Origin of the sequence: Pseudoalteromonas sp. XI10 (assembly GCF_001469895.1) — a bacterium.
GTDB lineage: Bacteria > Pseudomonadota > Gammaproteobacteria > Enterobacterales > Alteromonadaceae > Pseudoalteromonas.
The window spans coordinates 113,304-133,779 of sequence record NZ_LOPY01000011.1 but is presented as its reverse complement, the minus strand read 5'-3'; the positions used below and the strand labels follow the sequence as shown (position 1 = coordinate 133,779).

Here is a 20,476-nt window from a genome sequence, read left to right as displayed (position 1 = left end):
TGAAAACCCAGCCTTGTGCTGGGTTTTTTCATTTTTATAACCTATAAAGTAAGTAGATAGGAATGATTCTTAATAAATATTCATTTGAATAGAGTTTTTTTCTAGTACTATTCATGCTACTTATAGTGAATATTAAACTCCTTACTTACAGCATGGATTTTCATCTATACTTAAAAGCTTTATAATTAACTGTCAGAATACTAAAGGTACTGGGTCTTAATTGGTATTTAGCTTAATACTACCGAGTACTTTCACGTCACCAAGAGGGCAATATTGTGCTACAAGAATATCGTAAACACGTAGAAGAACGTGCCGCGTTAGGTATCGTACCAGCGCCATTAGATGCTCAGCAAACGGCTGATCTTATTGAATTAATCAAAAACCCACCGGCAGGCGAAGAAGAGTTTATCGTTGATCTTCTAGTTAACCGTGTACCACCAGGTGTTGATGATGCTGCTTACATCAAAGCAGGTTTCTTAGCTGCAGTTGCAAAAGGTGAAGCGAGCTCTCCACTTGTATCAAAAGAAAAAGCAGCTGAGCTACTTGGTACTATGCTAGGTGGTTACAACATCGCACCTATGATTGATCTTCTAGATGACGAAGCGTTAGCGCCGATCGTTGTTAAAGGTTTATCAAACACATTATTAATGTTCGATGCTTTCTATGATGTAGAAGAAAAAGCGAAAGCAGGTAACGAATTTGCTAAGCAAGTAATCGAATCTTGGGCAAATGCAGAATGGTTTGTAAACAAGCCTGCAGTTGCTGAAAAAATCTCAGTTACCGTATTCAAAGTAACTGGCGAAACAAATACAGATGACCTTTCTCCTGCACCAGATGCATGGTCTCGCCCTGATATTCCACTACACGCTTTAGCAATGCTGAAGAACGAACGTGATGGTATCAATCCTGAAAAACCAGGTGAAGTTGGTCCAATCTCACAACTAGAAGAGCTTAAAACGAAAGGTTTACCTCTTGCATACGTTGGTGATGTAGTTGGTACGGGTTCTTCTCGTAAATCTGCAACTAACTCTGTACTTTGGTTCATGGGTGATGATATTCCTCACGTACCAAACAAACGCGTTGGTGGTGTATGTTTAGGTGGTAAAATCGCTCCTATCTTCTTCAACACAATGGAAGACTCTGGTGCATTACCAATTGAACTACCTGTTGATGAGCTAAACATGGGTGACCAAATCGATATCTTCCCATACGAAGGTGTTGTTAAGCGTCACGGTACTGATGAAGTAATCTCTACTTTCTCTCTTAAATCAGACGTAATTCTTGATGAAGTGCGTGCTGGTGGTCGTATTCCACTAATCATCGGTCGTGGTTTAACTGATAAAGCGCGTGCATCACTAGGTATGGAAGCTGAAGATATCTTCCGTAAGCCTGCTCTTGTAACTGATTCTGGTAAAGGCTTCACATTAGCTCAGAAGATGGTTGGTAAAGCATGTAACATGCCTGGCGTACGTCCTGGCCAATACTGTGAGCCGAAAATGACAACTGTTGGTTCGCAAGATACAACAGGTCCTATGACGCGTGACGAACTTAAAGATCTAGCATGTTTAGGTTTCTCTGCAGATCTAACAATGCAGTCTTTCTGTCATACATCAGCTTATCCTAAGCCAATCGACGTAAACACTCACCACACACTTCCTGATTTCATCATGAACCGTGGTGGTGTATCACTACGTCCAGGTGACGGTGTAATCCACTCATGGTTAAACCGTATGTTATTACCAGATACAGTAGGTACTGGTGGTGACTCGCATACTCGTTTCCCTCTAGGTATTTCATTCCCAGCGGGTTCAGGTGCGGTAGCATTCGCAGCAGCAACTGGTGTAATGCCTCTTGATATGCCTGAGTCAATCTTAGTACGTTTCAAAGGTGAAATGCAGCCAGGTATCACATTACGTGATCTAGTACATGCTATCCCTTACTACGGTATTAAAGAAGGTCTTCTTACTGTTGAGAAGAAAGGTAAGATCAACGAATTCTCTGGTCGTGTACTAGAAATCGAAGGTGTTGAGCACCTAACAGTTGAGCAAGCTTTCGAGCTTTCTGATGCGTCAGCTGAGCGTTCAGCTGCAGGTTGTACAGTTAAACTTTCTAAAGAGTCTATCGCTGAATACCTAGAGTCAAACATCGTAATGCTTAAATGGATGATCTCTGAAGGTTACGGTGATGTTCGTACTATTGAGCGTCGTATCAATGCAATGCAAGAGTGGTTAGCTAACCCTGAACTTATGGAAGCTGACGCTGATGCAGAGTACAAGCATGTAATCGAAATCGATCTTGCAGAAATTAAAGAGCCAATCCTTTGTGCTCCAAATGACCCAGATGATGCACGTCTTCTTTCTGACGTAACAGGCGAGAAAATCGACGAAGTATTCATCGGTTCTTGTATGACTAACATCGGTCACTTCCGTGCTGCAGGTAAACTACTAGATGGTTTCAGTGGCCGTATCCCAACTCAACTTTGGGTTGCACCACCAACGAAGATGGATAAAGACCAGCTTACTGATGAAGGTTACTACGGTATCTTTGGTCGCGTAGGTGCGCGTATCGAAACTCCAGGGTGTTCACTATGTATGGGTAACCAAGCACGTGTTGCTGATAAAGCAACTGTTGTATCTACCTCTACGCGTAACTTCCCTAACCGTCTAGGTACTGGCGCTAACGTATTCTTAGCATCAGCTGAGCTTGCAGCAGTAGCGGCAATCTTAGGTAAATTACCTACACCTGCTGAGTACCAAGAGTATTCAGATAAGATCAATGCAACTGCAGCTGATACTTATCGTTACCTGAACTTCCACCGTATGCCTCAATACACTAAAAAGGCAGACCAAGTGATCGTTCAGCAAGCTGTATAATTAGTAATAATTAAATTTACTAGTATAAAAGCCCGCACCTAGCGGGCTTTTTTATTAAGTTTTTGTTCAGTTTGGTTTGTAAAATTAATACATTTGTCTACACTGATTATTGTTAAAAGTTAACAGTTGTAACTTTGTGTTTAATGTTGTAACCAAGGAAGGCGGACATCATTTCTTGGCTGCATAGATTTTGCAAATCAAGGAATTGAACAATGAAAGCACTTCTTCTTTTACTCCCCCTTAGTGGTTCGGCTCTTGCTGTTAACCCCTCTTTTAGTGAAGTCCGACTCGGTTTTGAAACGATTAGCTATAGTGAGACTCTCAATGATGTAGCAGGGTTTGGCAAGTTGAGCCAGTCAATTGATGTGACCAATCCCGCAATACGACAGATATCATACACAGGGATTGATGATGATTGGGGATTCTATATTGAAAGTGCTGCAACAATTTCTACTGAAATTGAAACTGAAACTTGGCATTTGGCAGAGTTTGGCGATATTCAAGAAAATGCATTTAAAACAAAAGCGAATGAGATCGGTTTTAAAGGTGCTTATAATTTTTCAAAAGCCATACAGTTTACTTTAGGCACTAAGTTTTTTACTTCTAGTTTTACACGCTCAAATTTTGCTTTTGTGCAACCAGGTGCAGCGGCATTTGATGAGGCACTGATTGCTATCTCAGATGATCCAGATAACCCCGCTCGTTTTACCTTACCGGGTATGAATAACGCGAACAATGTGGGCGACCAACAAGATTATAACTCTCAGCTACGCCCCGTGGTCTCTGTGTCAGAAGATCAAATGGGTATCTTGCTTACTTTAGGTGCCCGTTACGATAGTCGTTTAAAAGACAGTTTTAATAAGTACAGCTGGTATGCAGAAGCTGAATTGAGTACACCCATGTACTCTGAAATTCAAAATACTCAATTTGAAACAACTACATTAACCGACAGTTTTAATGGCTGGGGTGTGTTAGGGCGAGTCGGGCTACGTTATCAAATAATGTCACATATTGCGTTAATGGGCGGTATTGATGCGCAATACAAATCTCGCGATATAGTGACTAAGAATCTTGAAAATGGTCAACGTCTGCGCGTGCCTGAAGTTGAATATAGTAATGTGTCTTTTGCAGTTGGTTTGCAGTGGAGCTATTAATGAACAAGTTCGCCATAATTAGCTCATTACTTTTATTCTCTTTATCAGGGTGTAAAACCATTGATTCTGTTCAGCAAGATTTAGGTTCTCTTGCGAGTAGTATTACAGGAGAAGAACAGGCGACCCCCGAACAAATACAGGCAGCCTATGAAAAAGCCCAAAGTGTTTTCCAAGAAGCACTGACAGCTTATAACCAAATAGATACGGAGAACTTAGCGCAATTTGATGAGGAGCGTGTAGCTAAGGCTCGTAAAGTTTGGGCGGTGCTTGAGCCTGAGTTTAATGAACTGCGTTTAGCTCCTGAACATGCTTTAAAAAGTGCGTCACTGTTCTCATCTGACACGGTTGCAGATGAAGTCATGTCTCAAAGTCAGGAGGTCATTTCCTTGGTTACTGAAGCGCAGCTTGCCAAGCAAAGGATCACATCGGTTTTACAGCCAATTAGAGATGAGTTTGCCATTTTAGATCAATTGGATGCTGAAACATCTTATGAAAAGCGTTATCGAGAGCTCGATAAGCAACATCAACAATTAAAGGAAATGCTCATTGACGGGCAAGAGCAGCAAGTTGCTGAGTATGTACCTAAGCTATTAGAGCAACTCATTGATTTAGAAAAAGACGCCGTTGTACAGTTTTATTTCTCTCAGTATATCGAAAAAATTTATGGGCTAGCTAACTCAAAAAAAGTCGATATATTTCCGACAGTTTATCAGGACGTTCGAAAACAATTAGAGCAAGGTGAAACATTTAGTAAAGCTAACTATCGTGAGTACGAGCAAATTAAACAACAAGCTGCTTTATTGTCATTACAAATCGATCGTATTAATAGTCTCTATGCTGAGTACTTAGCCCAAAAATCGGCTATTGATAAAGACACTGTTGAAGCGCACATGCTGAGTCTAGAAAGTGAAATTTATGCATTGACCATGGCTGCTGGTTTGGGTGATCTGAGAGGCCTCTCTTTTCAGGAGCAGCTTCAACAAGTAAGAAAAGCAATTAATTGAGTAAACCAAGAGCCACAGTTCGCTGTGGCTTTTTATCAACGTTAAGGGATTTAGCGTTTACATGGCTAAGAATTTCCCTGCTATAAGTGAATATAATGGAGTATGTATGTTAATTCATAAGCGGCTGTTGGCTGCAGTTATTGGTACCTTATTTTTAGTTGGGTGTGGGGGAGGTGGAGGTAGTGACTCTGAAACTAAACCAGATCCTGTAGACCCCGTTAATCAAAGTCCAACAGTTACTATTAGTGCCGAATCAGAAGGTGCAGAGCAGACTTCTTTTAAATTAAGTGCTGCTGCCACAGATAGTGACGGTAGCATTGCCTCTTACAGTTGGACATCTGATGCTAGTTTTGACTTTGTACAAAGTGATGGATTAACGAGTGCTGAAGCTACTTTTCAAACACCCGATATAGACGCTGATACAACGGTTAATTTCACTGTCACTGTAACCGATAACGATGGGGCAACAGCTTCAGCAAAGCATAGTGTTATATTTAAACGAAATGTATCAACAGTGACAATTACCGGGATAGTAACGGATCAGCCAATCGCTAATGCAGAGTTAGAGATTAATGTTGGTAGTGACATCTTTTCGGTCAATGCAGATCAAACCGGGCGCTATTCGATAGAGCTTGTAGTGGACGAATCTGCAAGTGATAAGCTTGTGCTGGTTAAAGCAAAAGGTCTTGATAGCACCAATCCTGGGGTTGTTTTTGTTTCACAGCTAAGCTCAATTCAAGCGTTATTGGAACAGGCTGGTGAGGATAATACGCTTGATAGTGAAGACAACTTTGGCGTCAACATCACGAATGTAACGACCGCAGAATATGCGCTTTTAACGCGTAATAATGAAGAGCCTCAATCAGTCGAAGAGCTAAACGCAGCACTGCTAAATGTTGATGCTGACGAAAAGATCTTATTGGCAACTCTCATCAAAATCATCGTGGATAATGCAGATTATGTTCTCCCTGAAGGCGTCGAAAGCACACTCGATCTTGTCAGTGACGAAGATATCGCTAAGAATTTTGAAGATGAAGTAAATGAGAAAGATCCAGATCTCATTGAAGAGACGAAAGAAGAAATTAAAAAAGATGAAAACTTAGTTTCTGATAGCGATGAGCCTATTGTCGGTGATTTTATAGTTAACTCACCTCGTTATTATAACAATGATGCATATCACCTTGTTCTGGCAAGTGACGGTACAGGTGAACTTAATGCAAATACAAGCTCAACACTGACAATGAGTAAAGAATCAGGGGTGTATACCTTAGCACTAGCAAATAGTGTAGTGACTTATACTGATGAATATAACGATGGCAATGAATCTTATATTGGGCAAACAAAATTAACAGATATTAGTTTTCAAGTTTTAGCAGAAAATGAGGTTTTCAGAACGATTGAAGTGACTCAAACCACACAAAGAACATTGGACTACCAAAATGGTAGTGAACCCGTTGTGGAACCTTCAATTACTCGAACCTATACAACTAACCTGATTGATAAAGCTAAAACAATAGCACTAAATACTACAGAGTTAACCGAAAACACATGGGTTTTAGACCTAAGAGACAATGATTATGATTCTGCGTCATCTGATGATGAACCTGAAACTTTGCGCTTTTATGCCGATGGTACAGGGGATGTAACGGGTGAGAGTACTGAGGTATTTAGTTGGGAGCTCAATGATACTAAGTTATCTATTAGTTATGATGAAAACGGTGAAACTGGGTTAATTGAGTTTTGGTTTACAAAAGCTCTCTCTGCGGGCTACCAAGTGGTTGCATTAGACACTAGTTTTGATGAGCCAAGTAATACATTAACAGGCTTAATGGTTAAAAAAGCGAATGTAACAACAACCAATGAGGATATTATTGGTCGTTGGCATGGTTTTGTTGGTACGTCTCAATCTTATGATTTGAATATTTATCCTGATGGTAGTGTTGCTATTGGTTTAGGTAATTCAAGTTTCCAAGGTCATATTGAAGATGGCAACTTCTCTAGAAAACGTTTTTATTCAGAAACATATGGTCTTGTTTCAAGTTGTGATGGCTTTGCTGATGACTGTTACCTTGAAAGTGAAATGCAACATGAATTCATTAATATCGTTGGTAGCACCTACTACATAATTAGAACGCTAACTTATTACACTATGGCTGGTGAGGCATATGATGAAGTTAAATCGGTATTCATTTATGAATATAGTAAAGACTTGTCATACTCAGCTTTTACTGAAGAGCTATTAGATGGTGCGATTTCTCTTTACAAAGATGATAGCTCTACAGATGCTATTTACATTCAATACAATGATTTAGGTGAAGAAGAGTATGTTGTCCGTTTTGATGGTGTTGAGCATATAGCAACGTTCAATGATGGCGTATTAAGCTATCAAGTTGATGGCAATACGTGGTTTGTTGAGCTGGTTTCTGCGGATGAAAATGCTGTTACTATTTGCCGATATCAGCAAGGAAGCAGTTGTTCAGCTGATACGCAGATTAGCTACTTACCTAAGCGCCCTAAAGTAACGTTAACAGTAAACCCATCTCAGAATGGTAGTCTCTCACCTAGCAGTCAAACTTCGTATTGGTACCAATACGCGTCTTTCGTAATTAGCCCTGATGAAGGGTATGTTGTTGACGAAATTACAGGATGCGAGGGATATATCGAAGGAGCTTATTACCTTGTCTATACCACAGGTGCTGATTGCGAAATTACAGCAACATTTAAACCTGCATTATTAGCCGCTGGCGAGTATATTTTAAATAATAGTGATTTATATAATGCACCAGCCTTGGGCTTATTACTAAATGCAGATAACACTGGCGCTGTAACTCTCAACGGTAGTTCAAATATCAACTGGTATGAAGTTGATGATCACATTGAGTTATCACCTATCGATAGTATTGTCGTGGAAGAATATATCTCTTTCCCTGATGGCATGACAGAGGTTCAATATCGCACGGAGATTAGTTACGCTGAATTAATGCCAATGGCAGAAAAAGGGCTTAATTGGCATTGGCTAACAGTTGAATATAGCTATTATGAGAATGACGTTTTAGTGAATACTAGTACTGAAAGTTCCAATGTTTATGCATTTTCTGATGGCGATGAAATTGCCATTGTTAGTGATGATGTCGTAGGGCAATGGGCTGTAAGCGCTGAACAAGGAGGAGTGCTATTAAATATGCAGATCAATGCTGATGGAACAGGCTCTTACATAGATATTTTGAGTGATGAGCAAGATACGTTTAGTTGGCAGATCATTGATAGCAATTTAGTACTTAATCACAGCAGTGATAATTCAACAGATACACTCTATTTTACTAAAAACATCAACGTTGGTTACCAATTTTTAGATAAGGGTAATGATAACGAGGGGGACTATGTTGATGCAGGCATGTTTGTTAAACGCAATGAAGTAGCCATTAATGTAAGTAATTTTTCTGGTCGTCATCAGTTCAGAGAGGGTCATGATATTGATTCGCATTGGGCTGAAATCCAAATTTATGACGATGGTGAAATCTTCTTTACCTTTGGAACAAGTTCATATCAAGGAAGCTTTATTAATAACCGCTATATTAGAAGGCTTTATGTAGATACTAGCTCAGGAGGTTGGGAAACAACTGACTTCTGTGATACTAGCTTGGATACATGTTACATTTATGGTGAGTTTGTTTACAAGCTGATTGCTATTGATGGAGCCCGCTATTTTGTCGAGCGTACTGTGGCGTTCGATGATAATGGTACTGGGGTGCTAGAAAAATCATCTGCACATCTATATGTACATGATTATGCTACTTCAACAGCAGTTGATAAATTCTACGACTACGACTTATATAGTTTCACTTTATATGAAAGCGATGGTACAACATGGTCATTAAGTGAGCAGGATTATAATGAAAATAGTCAGTCTTACGATTACTTACTGACGATTGGAGATCAAAGCATCACGGGTGTTCAATTGGTTGATGGTAAATTGTCATTTATTGAAAATGGCCAAGACACGCTGCTTGAGCTTATAAGCAACAATCGCACCGAACTCGTTTTCTGTAAGTATTTAGCAGGCAATAGTTGCCAGTCACAAGATCAAGTTTCCCTTTCTATGAGCAATTAAACTTGTCGTAAATTGTGCAACCTAAAACAGCCACATTTGTGGCTGTTTTTATTTTTTAGATTAAATATTCTAAAAAATGTCTATAACGATCTTAAAATTATCCAATAAACCTTGCTGGTTTACATAAAAACGCAAATATTCCCTGCTAATTGAATTAAAATCCTCGCCAATATTCTCAACGTATTAAGGCGAGATCGAAATGACTACATTAAACAACCAGAACCTTCTACAACTTCGTTTTGTAAGCCAAGCGCACATTGACGCAGTTAAGCCTTCTTTTGCTAACCTACCTGCTAACCCATACGCAGATGGTGAATTTCGTAAGCGTCGTTATTCAGTAATTAAAGTTGTTGATGGTGAATTAAAACTACAACCAACAAAAGCATTCGTGCAAGATGACTCAATCAATACATTCCAAGGTAATGTTGAGCGTACTTATGAAAATCTAGAAGATAGCTTATTAGCGACTGATGGCATGAAGCAAATCGTTAATCAGTTCCGTGATATGACGGGTATCAGCGATGATCGCGTTATTGAAATTCACCAATTCAGAATGCTTGCGATCGACAGTGACACACCAGCTGCGCCAGAAGGTGTTCACCAAGATGGTTTTGATCACGTATGCGTATGTGGTGTATCACACGAAAACCTAGAAGGTGGTGAGTTGCTTGTTTATGAACACCAACAAGCTGAGCCATGTTTCAAAATGGAAATCAAAGACGGCATGTTCGCACTGATTAATGACCGTGAAGTATGGCACAACGCTACACCAATGAATAAATTAGATGCAAGCAAAGAAGGTTACCTTGATTGCTTCGTACTAACTGCGTAAGGGTAAATCATGAACTTAACGCAATTACGTCGCCAATTTCCTGCACTTATGCAACAAGTTGCAGGTCAGTCACCGATTTTCCTTGATGGTCCGGGAGGCTCGCAAGTACCACAGTCAGTGCTAAGCGCTATGAGTGCATATTTGGGTTACTACAACTCAAACTTAGGCGGTGCATTTTTCTCAAGTGATAAAACGGTAGAGTTAATGGCAAATGCGCGCCAAGCTGCAGCCGATTTATTAAATGCGCCATCTAAAGAGCAAATCGTGTTTGGTGCAAATATGACAAGCTTAACGTTTAGCTTTAGCCGTGCCATCTCGCGTGATTGGACTGCTGATGATGAAATTATCGTCACCAATGCCGATCACTTCTCAAACGTATCATCTTGGCAGCAAGCTGCTGAAGATAAAGGCGCGACAGTAAAAACTACCCTTATCAACGAAGCTGATTGCAGCCTAGATATGGCACACTTTGAAAGCCTTTTATCTAGCAAAACAAAGCTTGTTGCAGTGACGTATGCGTCGAACACGACAGGTTCAATTAATGACATTAAACGCATCGTTGAGCTTGCACATGCTGTTGGTGCGCTAGTGTATGTTGATGCCGTTCATTACGCACCTCATGAATTGGTTGATGTACAAGCACTTGATTGTGACTTCTTAGCCTGCTCTGCATATAAGTTCTTTGGTCCTCACCTTGGTATTGTCTATGGCAAACGTGAGCATCTTGAAGGTTTCACACCATATAAAGTTGAACCTGCAAAAGATGTTGCGCCAGGTCGCTGGGAAACGGGTACACAAAGCTTTGAAGCGCTAGCTGGATTAATTGCTGCTGTTGATTACATTGCTGCAATTAGTGAGCTTGATGATACTCATTCACGCCGAGAAAAATTAGCTGCTGCATTTGCTATGACTAAACAGCACGAAATGACATTAAGTAAGCACTTTTTATCTCGTTTAGCAGATTACCCACGCATCAAGTTATTTGGTATTGATGATCTAGAGCGTATAGCTTATCGCACACCGACTTTTGCTTTAACTTTTGAAGGCATCGAGCCACGTGTTGTGTCTGAATTTTTAGGTAAGCAACATATTTGTGTGTGGGACGGTAACTTCTACGCTCAAGGCTTATGTAAGCAGCTAGGTGTATTAGAAACCGGGGGCGTAGTACGCATTGGTTGTATGCATTACAACACAATTGAAGAGCTTGATAAGGTTTTTGATTTATTTGATCAATTACTAGCAGATTAAAGCTGAGCTTTAATTAAGCTATAAGCTATAAGTTTTAAGCAGCCCAAGTGGCTGCTTTTTTATGCTAACAAAAAGCGCGACATCAAACGTTGCACTCCTTCTACTAATAGCTTTAGCTTAGATTATTACCGCTTAGCATTAGGATTGTGGTTGGCCATATATTTGTTCCGCGCGGTTGAATAAGACCCACGAGGTTAAAATATACTTGTCATTTGAAATAGGCTTATTACCACGGTGCGTGTGGGTAAAATAGCCCGGTGCTACGACCATAGAACCCTGTGTAGGTGATATTTTTCGTTGTTGATAGTAAAACTCAGTTTCACCACCTTCTTCTACATCATTTAAATAGAACATAAATAACAGCACACGATGCAGAGCTTCGTTGTGGCCAGCTTGCGGGTATACCTCGCTATGCCAATAAGGGTAGCCACCTTTATTGATATCGTATTTCTGTGCTTGAATTGGACCCATGCGGAAAATTTGCTGCACGAGTAATGGCAATTGTGGTTTGCCGACTTCTTCAAAGTTATCTTGTGTTAGGTCAACAGGTTTGCCCGTTTGCGGATGGTAAACCTTTAAACCAAAGGCACCAATCATCATAAAAATATGCTCTTCAAGGTATTTGAAGACGTAACCCGCAGTCGTTTGTTGAATATGCTTTAGTTGCTCAGCGTATTCAGGGTGGTTATTAAGGTATAAATCGCGGCTGTCTTTTTTCGCTAAATCTACTCCGCCTGAGGTAATGCCTTGTTTTAAATGCGGGCTTTGTTCAAATACCGTGATAAAGTTGTCGCAAAATTCTTTGCTGAGGGCGTTTTCGTATACGCGAATAAAGTCCGTCATGAGCTACCTTTAGTTTATATTTTTTATAGGGTTACTATGTTTACTGAAACTATCACACCACGCTTTAGCGAAACAGATGTGCTAGGGCACATCAACAATACCGTACTCCCTGTATGGTTTGAAGCCGCCCGAGCGCCTATTTTCAGGTTTTTTACGCCCGATTTAAACCCTTATGAGTGGAAACTGATCATTGCTAAGGTTGAAGTAAGCTTTGTGGGTGAGTTGTTTTATGGTCACGATGTCACAGTGAAAACAAGTGTTGAGCACATCGGCTCTAGTTCATTTGTACTGCGCCAAGAGGCCTGGCAGCAAGATAACTGCTGTGCCGTTGGTAAAACCGTACTAGTACGTTATGACTTCGCAAATAAATGTTCGCAAAAACTTAATGAGCAAGAAAGGGCTGACCTTACAGCGCATTTAATCGCTGAGTAATCCCCCATTTTTTGCCGACATTTATGAACGCTTGGGGTAAAATGCGCCTTCATTATTTTGACTGAGTAATTTTGGGTTACACGCAATGCTGTTAATGATCGACAATTATGATTCGTTTACATACAACCTAGTGCAATATTTTCAGCGCTTAGACCAAGATGTATTAGTTAAACGAAACGATGAGATCAGCATTGCTGAGATTAAACAACTTAACCCAGAGCACATCGTACTATCGCCTGGGCCATGTTCACCAAACGAAGCGGGTATTTCTTTGCAAGTGGTTGAACAACTGAAAGGCCAGTTGCCAATTCTTGGTATTTGCTTAGGTCACCAAACTATTGCTCAGGCTCTAGGTGCTGATGTTATTCGTGCAAAGCAAGTGATGCATGGTAAAACCTCGTTAGTTAAGCATACCAATCAAGGTGTGTTTAACGGTTTGGCAAATCCGCTGACGGTATGCCGCTACCATTCTTTAGTGGTGGATAAACAAAGTCTGCCTAGTGACTTCAGCATTACCGCATGGACAGAACAAAATTCTGATTTTGATGAAATTATGGGGATCATGCATAATGATTTAGCACTTGAAGGAGTGCAATTTCACCCCGAAGCAATTTTGACCCAACAAGGGCTTGAATTACTTGCTAACTTTTTAACTCGCTTCTAACCTTAGGCTAGTGAATTAACAAATATGACCGACAATACGCCTGTGCAAATGACCGAAGAAAACCGACAACAAAGGACTGCGATGGTGCTTAATGAGCGCGCGCACGATCTTTTGCTTGGTCACAGTTTTGCACAGCGTCAAATTGGCTATATTCACACTCTCGAAATTGATTATGGCGAATCAATGGAACAGCGAACTCTATTAGAAGTAGAAGTTGCTGCTGAGAAAAAACGTCAAAAGAGCAGCACAGCTCACCATAAATACCGTGCACAGGCGAGCAAGCAATTACACCAAGTGATTGAGGCTGCCATGCATAAGCAGCTTGAAGACATTGATTCAGTAATTCATGAAACTATAGGGATTCAAGATAGCGTACCTGCTATTTTAGATATTTTAGCTGTGCGCTCGGCCTCAGTAGGTCGACTAGAGCCGTTAGTTAAAGATTTGAGTTGGTTAGGTCGTGAGCTCGTTGCGTTTGTGAATTTACCTTTTTATAGAAAACAACGTAATAAACACACTTCAGTTCAGGTCGATAACCCACTGTTAGCGCTGCGCTACATTGGTTTAGATAACTTAAAGTTTGTCGTGCCAACCTTTGCGGTACGCCATTGGATGCCACACAGTACAGAGCCATTCCCGCTGTTAAAACGTCGACTTCGTGATAACTCAATGGCGTGTGCCATTGCTGCTCAAGAACTTGCTAAATTAAATGGTGTAAATGAGGTGCACGCGTTTACCTTAGGTATGCTACTCGACGTGGGTAAGATAGCGCTAGTCCGTATATACCTTCGTATTTTTGAGTTAGTTTGGCAGCGCCAAGTAACGAAAGCCCGTGATGAGCAAAAGAAAGATCTACACACAGCTTTATTAGAGCTAAAACCGGATCCTTTATTTTTAAGCACCTTGCTAAATAAGCAGTCGATGAAGGTAACAGCCACTGTAATTGAGAAAATGGCTTTTAGGTATTTGCCATTTAATGCGGTAATGCAGCAGTTAACTACACCTTTAGCTAAAAACGATGAGTATTTGCCGCTTACCAAGGTGATTTTAAAAGCACGTTGTTACGCTCAGTATTTAAGTTTAAATGAGCATCAACTAGTCGAAAATGACGAAACCGAACGTTGGTTTGCACACTTCGATTTCACTAAAGAAGAGCTTGATCAGCTAGCAAAATGCAATTTTGATCGCTTTCATATTCAAATTAATTAAAAAAATTGTTAATTTTTTTGCGACTATTCATTCATTGTTTATCAATCCGCAGCGACAAATTTTTTCTCTTTAGCCTCTGCTTGGCTCACTAGCCGTACGCCTTTTTATAGTATTTAGAGCAAAAAATAGCCTTCAAATAGTTATTCACTATCCATGAAAAAATATCTCAAGCCCTTTATTTTCAAGGGCTACATGAAAGTTTTCTAAGAGACAGGACGAAAATTTTCTGGAATAATGGATGAATGAAAATTGAACCAAAGAGTAATTTTGGTGATTTTGCGCTAAGCTCAATCGGCTAAGTAAAATGGCTTAGTTTAGCTTTAGAGCGCCACCTTACTCTGAGTGTGCTTACAATTATGAGGATATAAAATGACAGTCAATCGCGAATTATTTGATCAAGTAATGGTTCCTAACTATGCACCATCAAGTGTTATTCCAGTTCGAGGCGAAGGCTCTCGCGTATGGGACCAAGAAGGTCGCGAATTTATCGATTTTGCTGGTGGTATTGCTGTTAACTGTCTTGGCCATTGTCACCCAGCTCTTGTAAGTGCATTAAAAGAGCAAGGCGAAAAAATTTGGCACTTATCAAATGTAATGACTAATGAGCCAGCGCTTCGCTTAGCTAAAAAGCTAACTGACGCAACGTTCGCTGAAAAAGTATATTTTGCTAACTCTGGTGCAGAAGCTAACGAAGCGGCACTTAAACTTGCACGCCGTTTTGCACTTGATAACTTTGGTGAGCAAAAGTCACAAATTATCTCATTCAACAAAGGTTTCCACGGCCGTACCTTCTTCACAGTAACAGTAGGCGGTCAAGCTGCATACTCTGATGGTTTTGGTCCAAAACCTGGTGATATCGTTCACTGTGACTACAACGATTTAGCAGCATTTGAAGCGCTTATCTCAGACAGCACGTGTGCAGTAATGATGGAGCCTCTGCAAGGTGAAGGCGGTATCATTTCTCCAACTGCTGAGTTTGTTGAAGGTGTTCGTGAGTTATGTACTAAGCATAATGCACTACTTATCTTTGATGAAGTACAAACAGGTGTTGGCCGTACGGGTGAGCTTTATGCTTATCAAGGTTTAAATGTAACTCCTGATATCTTAACGACTGCAAAAGCGTTAGGTGGTGGTTTCCCTATCGGTGCAATGATCACCACAACTGATATTGCTAAGCACTTAAAAGTAGGTACTCATGGTTCTACTTACGGTGGTAACCCTCTTGCGTGTGCAGTAGCAGAAGCTGCATTCGACACAGTAAATACACCAGAGGTACTTAACGGCGTTAAAGAAAAGTCAGCGTTATTCCGCGAGTTACTAACTGCGATTAACGAAAAGTACAATGTATTCACTGAAATCCGTGGCGAAGGTCTATTAATTGGTGCTGTAGTAACAGAGCAATTCAAAGGTCGTGCAAAAGAGTTTTTAGTAGCTGGTACTGCAGAAGGCGTTATGTCTTTAGTTGCTGGCGCTGATGTTGTTCGTTTCACTCCGTCACTTGTAATTCCAGAAGCTGATATCCGCGAAGGTATGGCTCGTTTCGAAAAAGCAGTTGCAAAAGTCGTTAACGGCTAAACGAAACTGTCATTTCAGGGCAAGCTAAGCTTGCCCACATTTCTTAATTTACCGTTATTTATAAGGGAGCAAGCGGACTTATGATGATCCTTCGCCCAATCCAGCAAAGCGATTACCAAGCGTTAGTAAAGATTGCTGTTGAGTCAGGCCATGGCTTTACGTCTTTGCCTAATAATGAAGAGTTATTACAAAAGAAAATTGATCATTCTGTCAGCTCATTTGCAAAAGCAGCACAGCAGCCAGGTGATGAAGGTTACTTGTTTGTTCTTGAAGATAGCGAAACGGGTGAAGTTGTAGGGACTTCGGGTATTGAAGCCGCTGTTGGTTTAGATGATGCTTTTTATCATTATCATTTAAGCAAAGTAATTCATTCTTCTCGTACGCTAGACGTGTATAAAGCCGTTGATATTTTAACCCTGTGTAATGATTACACCGGTGCAACTGAGCTATGCACATTATTCTTAAAAGATGGCTACCGTAAAAACAATAACGGTAAATTGCTTTCAAAAGCGCGTTTTATGTTTATTAATCAACATAGAGAACGTTTTGCTGACACCGTAATTGCTGAAATGCGTGGTGTGTCAGACGAAAGCGGCGAAAGCCCATTCTGGCAATGGCTAGAAGAGCACTTTTTCTCAATGGACTTTCCAACGGCAGATTACTTAACGGGTATTGGCCAGAAAGTATTTATTGCTGAGTTAATGCCTAAATACCCAATTTACGTCAACTTACTGAGCAAAGATGCACAAGCTGTGATTGGTCAAGTACATGACAACACACGCCCTGCGATTGAACTATTAAAGAGCGAAGGTTTCACCTTTAATGGTTATGTAGACATTTTTGATGCGGGCCCAACTGTTGAAGCAAAAGTAGATAACATTGCTACAGTCAGAAATGCCCACACAGTTAAAGTTGAAATTGGTGAAAGCCAAGGCGACACCACGGTATTGTTAGCAAATGATAAAATTGCTGATTTTAGAGCAACCGTGACTCAAGTTAGCCTATCATGTGATGCCGATAGCATCACAATCTCAAGTGAACTAGCAAAAGCACTTCACTTAGAAGCGGGTGATTCAGTATCACTTGCAGAACTATAGAATTCAGGAGACATATTAATGACTCATGCAGCGCAATTTATTAATGGTCAATGGCAAGCAGGCCTTGGTCATACTTTTCAATCTGTAAACCCAGCAAATAACGATGTAATCTGGCAAGCAAACACTGCCACTGCTGAACAAGTAGACGGCGCAGTCGCTGCTGCACGTGAAGCGTTTTACAGCTGGGCTGATAAAACATTTGCAGAGCGTTTAGCGATTGTAAAAACATTCGCAGAAACACTGAAAGAGCACAGCGAAGAATTAGCGATTGCTATCGCACAAGAAACTGGTAAGCCACTTTGGGAAACACGCACTGAAGCAGGTGCGATGGTGGGTAAAATTGCTATCTCTGAAAAAGCATTTTTAGAGCGTACAGGCGATGTTGAAAACCCAATGCCACAAGGTCGTGCGATGATCCGTCACAAGCCTCATGGTGTTGTAGCTGTGTTTGGTCCTTATAACTTCCCTGGTCACTTACCAAATGGTCACATTGTACCTGCATTATTAGCAGGTAATACCGTGGTATTTAAACCGTCTGAGCTAACGCCAGCAGTTGCTGAGTTAACGTTGAAGTTATGGCAAAAAGCGGGTCTGCCTGCAGGTGTAATCAACCTTGTGCAAGGTGAAGTAGAAACGGGTAAAGCGCTTGCATCTCATAAAGGGATCGACGGTTTATTCTTTACAGGCTCTTCGCGCACTGGTCATATTTTACATGAACAGTTTGCTGGTCAACCGGGCAAAATCTTAGCTTTAGAAATGGGTGGTAATAACCCGCTTATCGTTACTGATGTTGCTGACACTAAAGCGGCTATCCACGATATTATTCAATCAGCGTTTATCTCTACAGGTCAACGTTGTACGTGTGCGCGTAAGTTATTCTTACCTGCAGGCGAGCAAGGTGATGCTATCTTAGCGGGTCTTATTAAAGCAACTAAAGTTATTAAAGTCGGTGACTACGACGCAGAAGATCAACCTTTCATCGGGTCAATGATTTCTTCAGTAGCAGCAGCTGGTATGGTCACAGCACAACAGCAACTTGTTGAGCTTGGCGCTGAAGTGTTAGTTGAGCTAACGCACAAAGAAAATACCGGCTTTGTAACACCGGGTATTTTAGAGTGTACAAATGTCGCTAACTTCCCAGACGAAGAGCACTTTGGACCACTGCTTAAAGTATTCCGCTTCACTGATTTTGATGCCGCTATTGATAAAGCGAATGACACAAGCTTTGGTTTATCAGCTGGTTTATTAAGCGACAGCGCAGCAGATTACGACCATTTCCTTCGTCGTATTCGCGCAGGTATCGTAAACTGGAACCGTCCTATCACAGGTGCATCAAGTGCAGCACCATTTGGTGGTATTGGTGCATCAGGTAACCACAGAGCAAGCGCATATTATGCTGCTGACTATTGTGCATACCCAGTCGCTTCGGTAGAGCTTGAAAAAGTAGCAATGCCAGCGACATTAAGCCCAGGCTTAAAAATCGATTAATAATCGTAAATCATTATAAAAAGCAGCTTCGGCTGCTTTTTTTGTATGAGATGCTTGGCAAAGGTAGCAATTAAAAGCGCTTTCTGCTTAAATCTAAAGAGATAGTTTTTTATTAGGTGTGCAGTCGTATGGTTTTAGATAGGCAAGGGTACGATGATCTTGTCATGTATCTCACTCAAAATTTAGCGCTTTTTGAGAAGCCGGGTCAAATTAAACCAGGAGCTCCAACAGTGTTAGAGCTGATTGAAGACGTGATAGCAGAAAATGTCATGTTACTTTGCGAGCAACACACAGAGCTTAATACTGAACAACGCAGCCAAATTGTTCGCGAAGTCGACGGTATCGTATATGACTTACAAGAAGTGCTAAGCAGCGTTACAAATCACACAGTAACCGTTGAACAACACGCGTTTATTGATGAGTTTGCTGGATTAGTGAAAAACTTATTCGATAGTGCTGTTGTCGAAAGTGCCTAACTTATAAAGCACAACACAATTTCTAGTCTTTAAGCGAGCAGCTCAAAGTTAGCAACTCGCTTTCCTTTAAAGCTCACCTCTTACCCCTTGCATCTGTGTGTGACTTGCTTACAATCAAGCAAAATAACTTTAAGAGATAAAGCACATGCAAGCGAATGTAAAATGGGTAGAAGGCGATACGTTTATTGGCCTTTCAAATTCAGGTCACAATGTAGTTTTTGATGCAGGTAGCGATAGCGCTGCGCCAAGCCCAATGGAAATGGTTTTAATGTCAGCGGGCTGTTGTTCATCTGTTGATGTTGTTAGTATTTTAAAAAAAGCAAAACAGTCATTTTCTGATGTGCAAGTTAAGCTATCTGCAGAGCGTGCTGAGTCAGCACCTCGCGTGTTTACCAAGATTAATCTACACTTTGTGGTTACCGGTGATAATGTCTCTGAAAAGCACCTTGCAAGAGCGGTACAATTATCTGCTGAAAAGTATTGTTCTGTAGCCTTAATGCTTGATAAGACAGTAGAAATTACGCATAGTCATGAAGTTGTGCAAGAACAGGTAAAATAACGCTTTTTCCGAGCAAGAAATTCGTATAAAATCCGCGAACTTTTATTTCTGCTGGTGCAGGTTTCACTCGTTTTAAGGTTGGTTTAGCATGAATAAACCCTTCGATAAAATTAAGCTTCATGGCTTTAATAACTTAACTAAGAGCTTAAGTTTTAGTATTTACGATATTTGTTACGCAAAGACGGAACAACAGCGTAAAGAATATATTGAATATATCGACGAACAGTACAGTGCTGATCGCCTTACCGATATTTTAGGTGAAGTTGTAGATATTATTGGCGCAAACATTCTAAATGTTTCTCGCCAAGATTATGATCCGCAAGGCGCCAGCGTAACAATCTTGATCTCTGAAGAGCCAATTGAGCAACAAACAACGTATGACGTTGATGAAGCACCGGGTCCTCTTCCTGAAACAGTGGTAGCGCACTTAGACAAGAGTCACATCTGTGTTCACACATACCCAGAAGCACACCCTGATGATGGTATTTGTACGTTCCGTGCTGATATCGAAGTATCAACGTGTGGCATTATTTCGCCATTAAAAGCGTTAAACTTCTTAATTCATAGCCTTGAGTCTGATGTTGTAACAATTGACTACCGCGTACGTGGTTTTACTCGTGACGTAGATGGTGTTAAACACTATATCGATCATGCGATTAACTCAATTCAGAACTACATGACTGAAGATACCAAAGAAGCGTACCAAATGATGGACGTGAACGTGTATCAAGAGAACTTATTCCACACTAAGATGATGTTAAAAGAAACTGACTTGAATACTTACCTATTCGGTGTTTCTACAGCAGATCTTTCGGAAGAAGAAGAAGAAGCCATCTACTCTAAGCTGACCCGCGAGATGCAAGAAATCTTCTACGGTCGCAACTTACCAGACACTGAGTAAGTCACTATAG

At 40.7% G+C, this 20,476-nt stretch carries 16 protein-coding genes; 15 read left to right on the top strand and 1 reads right to left on the bottom strand.

Annotated elements, in window-relative coordinates; translation table 11 throughout:
- Window positions 1-275 precede the first annotated feature (275 nt).
- The 6 genes from acnB (at window position 276) to AUR67_RS02490 (ending at window position 11,222) form a co-directional block, all read left to right on the top strand.
- Window positions 276-2,873: a bifunctional aconitate hydratase 2/2-methylisocitrate dehydratase gene (gene acnB, locus AUR67_RS02515; RefSeq protein ID WP_058583984.1), complete on the top strand. Its 2,598-nt coding sequence runs from the start codon at window positions 276-278 to the stop codon at window positions 2,871-2,873.
- A 212-nt stretch (window positions 2,874-3,085) separates the two neighbouring features.
- Complete coding sequence (locus AUR67_RS02510) at window positions 3,086-4,027, top strand: hypothetical protein (protein ID WP_054563470.1); 942 nt, start codon at window positions 3,086-3,088, stop codon at window positions 4,025-4,027.
- Window positions 4,027-5,031 (top strand): hypothetical protein, encoded by a 1,005-nt coding sequence (locus AUR67_RS02505; RefSeq protein ID WP_055020885.1) that lies wholly within the window; start codon window positions 4,027-4,029, stop codon window positions 5,029-5,031. The genes AUR67_RS02510 and AUR67_RS02505 overlap by 1 nt, the downstream gene beginning before the upstream one ends.
- Before the next feature lie 106 nt (window positions 5,032-5,137).
- Window positions 5,138-9,142 carry a PKD domain-containing protein gene (locus AUR67_RS02500; protein WP_058583983.1) on the top strand — a complete coding sequence of 1,335 codons (4,005 nt, stop codon included), beginning with the start codon at window positions 5,138-5,140 and terminating at the stop codon, window positions 9,140-9,142.
- Between the two features lie 199 nt (window positions 9,143-9,341).
- On the top strand, window positions 9,342-9,974 hold the full coding sequence (locus AUR67_RS02495) for a 2OG-Fe dioxygenase family protein (protein WP_054552412.1): 633 nt from the start codon (window positions 9,342-9,344) through the stop codon (window positions 9,972-9,974).
- A 9-nt stretch (window positions 9,975-9,983) separates the two neighbouring features.
- On the top strand, window positions 9,984-11,222 hold the full coding sequence (locus AUR67_RS02490; RefSeq protein WP_058583982.1) for a cysteine desulfurase-like protein: 1,239 nt from the start codon (window positions 9,984-9,986) through the stop codon (window positions 11,220-11,222).
- Window positions 11,223-11,360: 138 nt separating this feature from the next.
- Here AUR67_RS02490 and AUR67_RS02485 read toward each other — a convergent pair whose 3' ends face one another.
- Entirely contained in the window at window positions 11,361-12,065 is a 705-nt protein-coding gene (locus AUR67_RS02485; protein ID WP_058583981.1) for a 2OG-Fe(II) oxygenase, read from the bottom strand.
- Window positions 12,066-12,101: 36 nt separating this feature from the next.
- Between AUR67_RS02485 and AUR67_RS02480 the strand changes: the two genes are divergently transcribed.
- From AUR67_RS02480 to speD, 9 genes are all read left to right on the top strand, one after another.
- Complete coding sequence (locus AUR67_RS02480) at window positions 12,102-12,497, top strand: acyl-CoA thioesterase (protein WP_054563476.1); 396 nt, start codon at window positions 12,102-12,104, stop codon at window positions 12,495-12,497.
- A gap of 85 nt (window positions 12,498-12,582) precedes the next feature.
- A complete protein-coding gene (locus AUR67_RS02475; protein ID WP_058583980.1) occupies window positions 12,583-13,161 on the top strand; it encodes an anthranilate synthase component II in 579 nt (192 codons plus the stop codon).
- Between the two features lie 48 nt (window positions 13,162-13,209).
- A complete protein-coding gene (locus tag AUR67_RS02470; protein ID WP_058584015.1) occupies window positions 13,210-14,370 on the top strand; it encodes an HDOD domain-containing protein in 1,161 nt (386 codons plus the stop codon).
- Window positions 14,371-14,739: 369 nt separating this feature from the next.
- Window positions 14,740-15,945, top strand: coding sequence for an aspartate aminotransferase family protein (locus AUR67_RS02465; protein WP_058583979.1), 1,206 nt, complete (start codon window positions 14,740-14,742; stop codon window positions 15,943-15,945).
- Window positions 15,946-16,025: 80 nt separating this feature from the next.
- A complete protein-coding gene (gene astA, locus AUR67_RS02460) occupies window positions 16,026-17,042 on the top strand; it encodes an arginine N-succinyltransferase (protein WP_055198948.1) in 1,017 nt (338 codons plus the stop codon).
- An 18-nt stretch (window positions 17,043-17,060) separates the two neighbouring features.
- On the top strand, window positions 17,061-18,530 hold the full coding sequence (gene astD, locus AUR67_RS02455; RefSeq protein ID WP_058583978.1) for a succinylglutamate-semialdehyde dehydrogenase: 1,470 nt from the start codon (window positions 17,061-17,063) through the stop codon (window positions 18,528-18,530).
- A 128-nt stretch (window positions 18,531-18,658) separates the two neighbouring features.
- Entirely contained in the window at window positions 18,659-19,006 is a 348-nt protein-coding gene (locus tag AUR67_RS02450; protein WP_054563480.1) for a DUF3802 family protein, read from the top strand.
- A gap of 145 nt (window positions 19,007-19,151) precedes the next feature.
- Window positions 19,152-19,565, top strand: a complete 414-nt coding sequence (locus AUR67_RS02445; RefSeq protein ID WP_055020887.1) for an OsmC family protein — start codon at window positions 19,152-19,154, stop codon at window positions 19,563-19,565.
- 88 nt (window positions 19,566-19,653) lie between these two features.
- Entirely contained in the window at window positions 19,654-20,466 is an 813-nt protein-coding gene (speD, locus tag AUR67_RS02440) for an adenosylmethionine decarboxylase (RefSeq protein ID WP_054563482.1), read from the top strand.
- Window positions 20,467-20,476 lie beyond the last annotated feature (10 nt).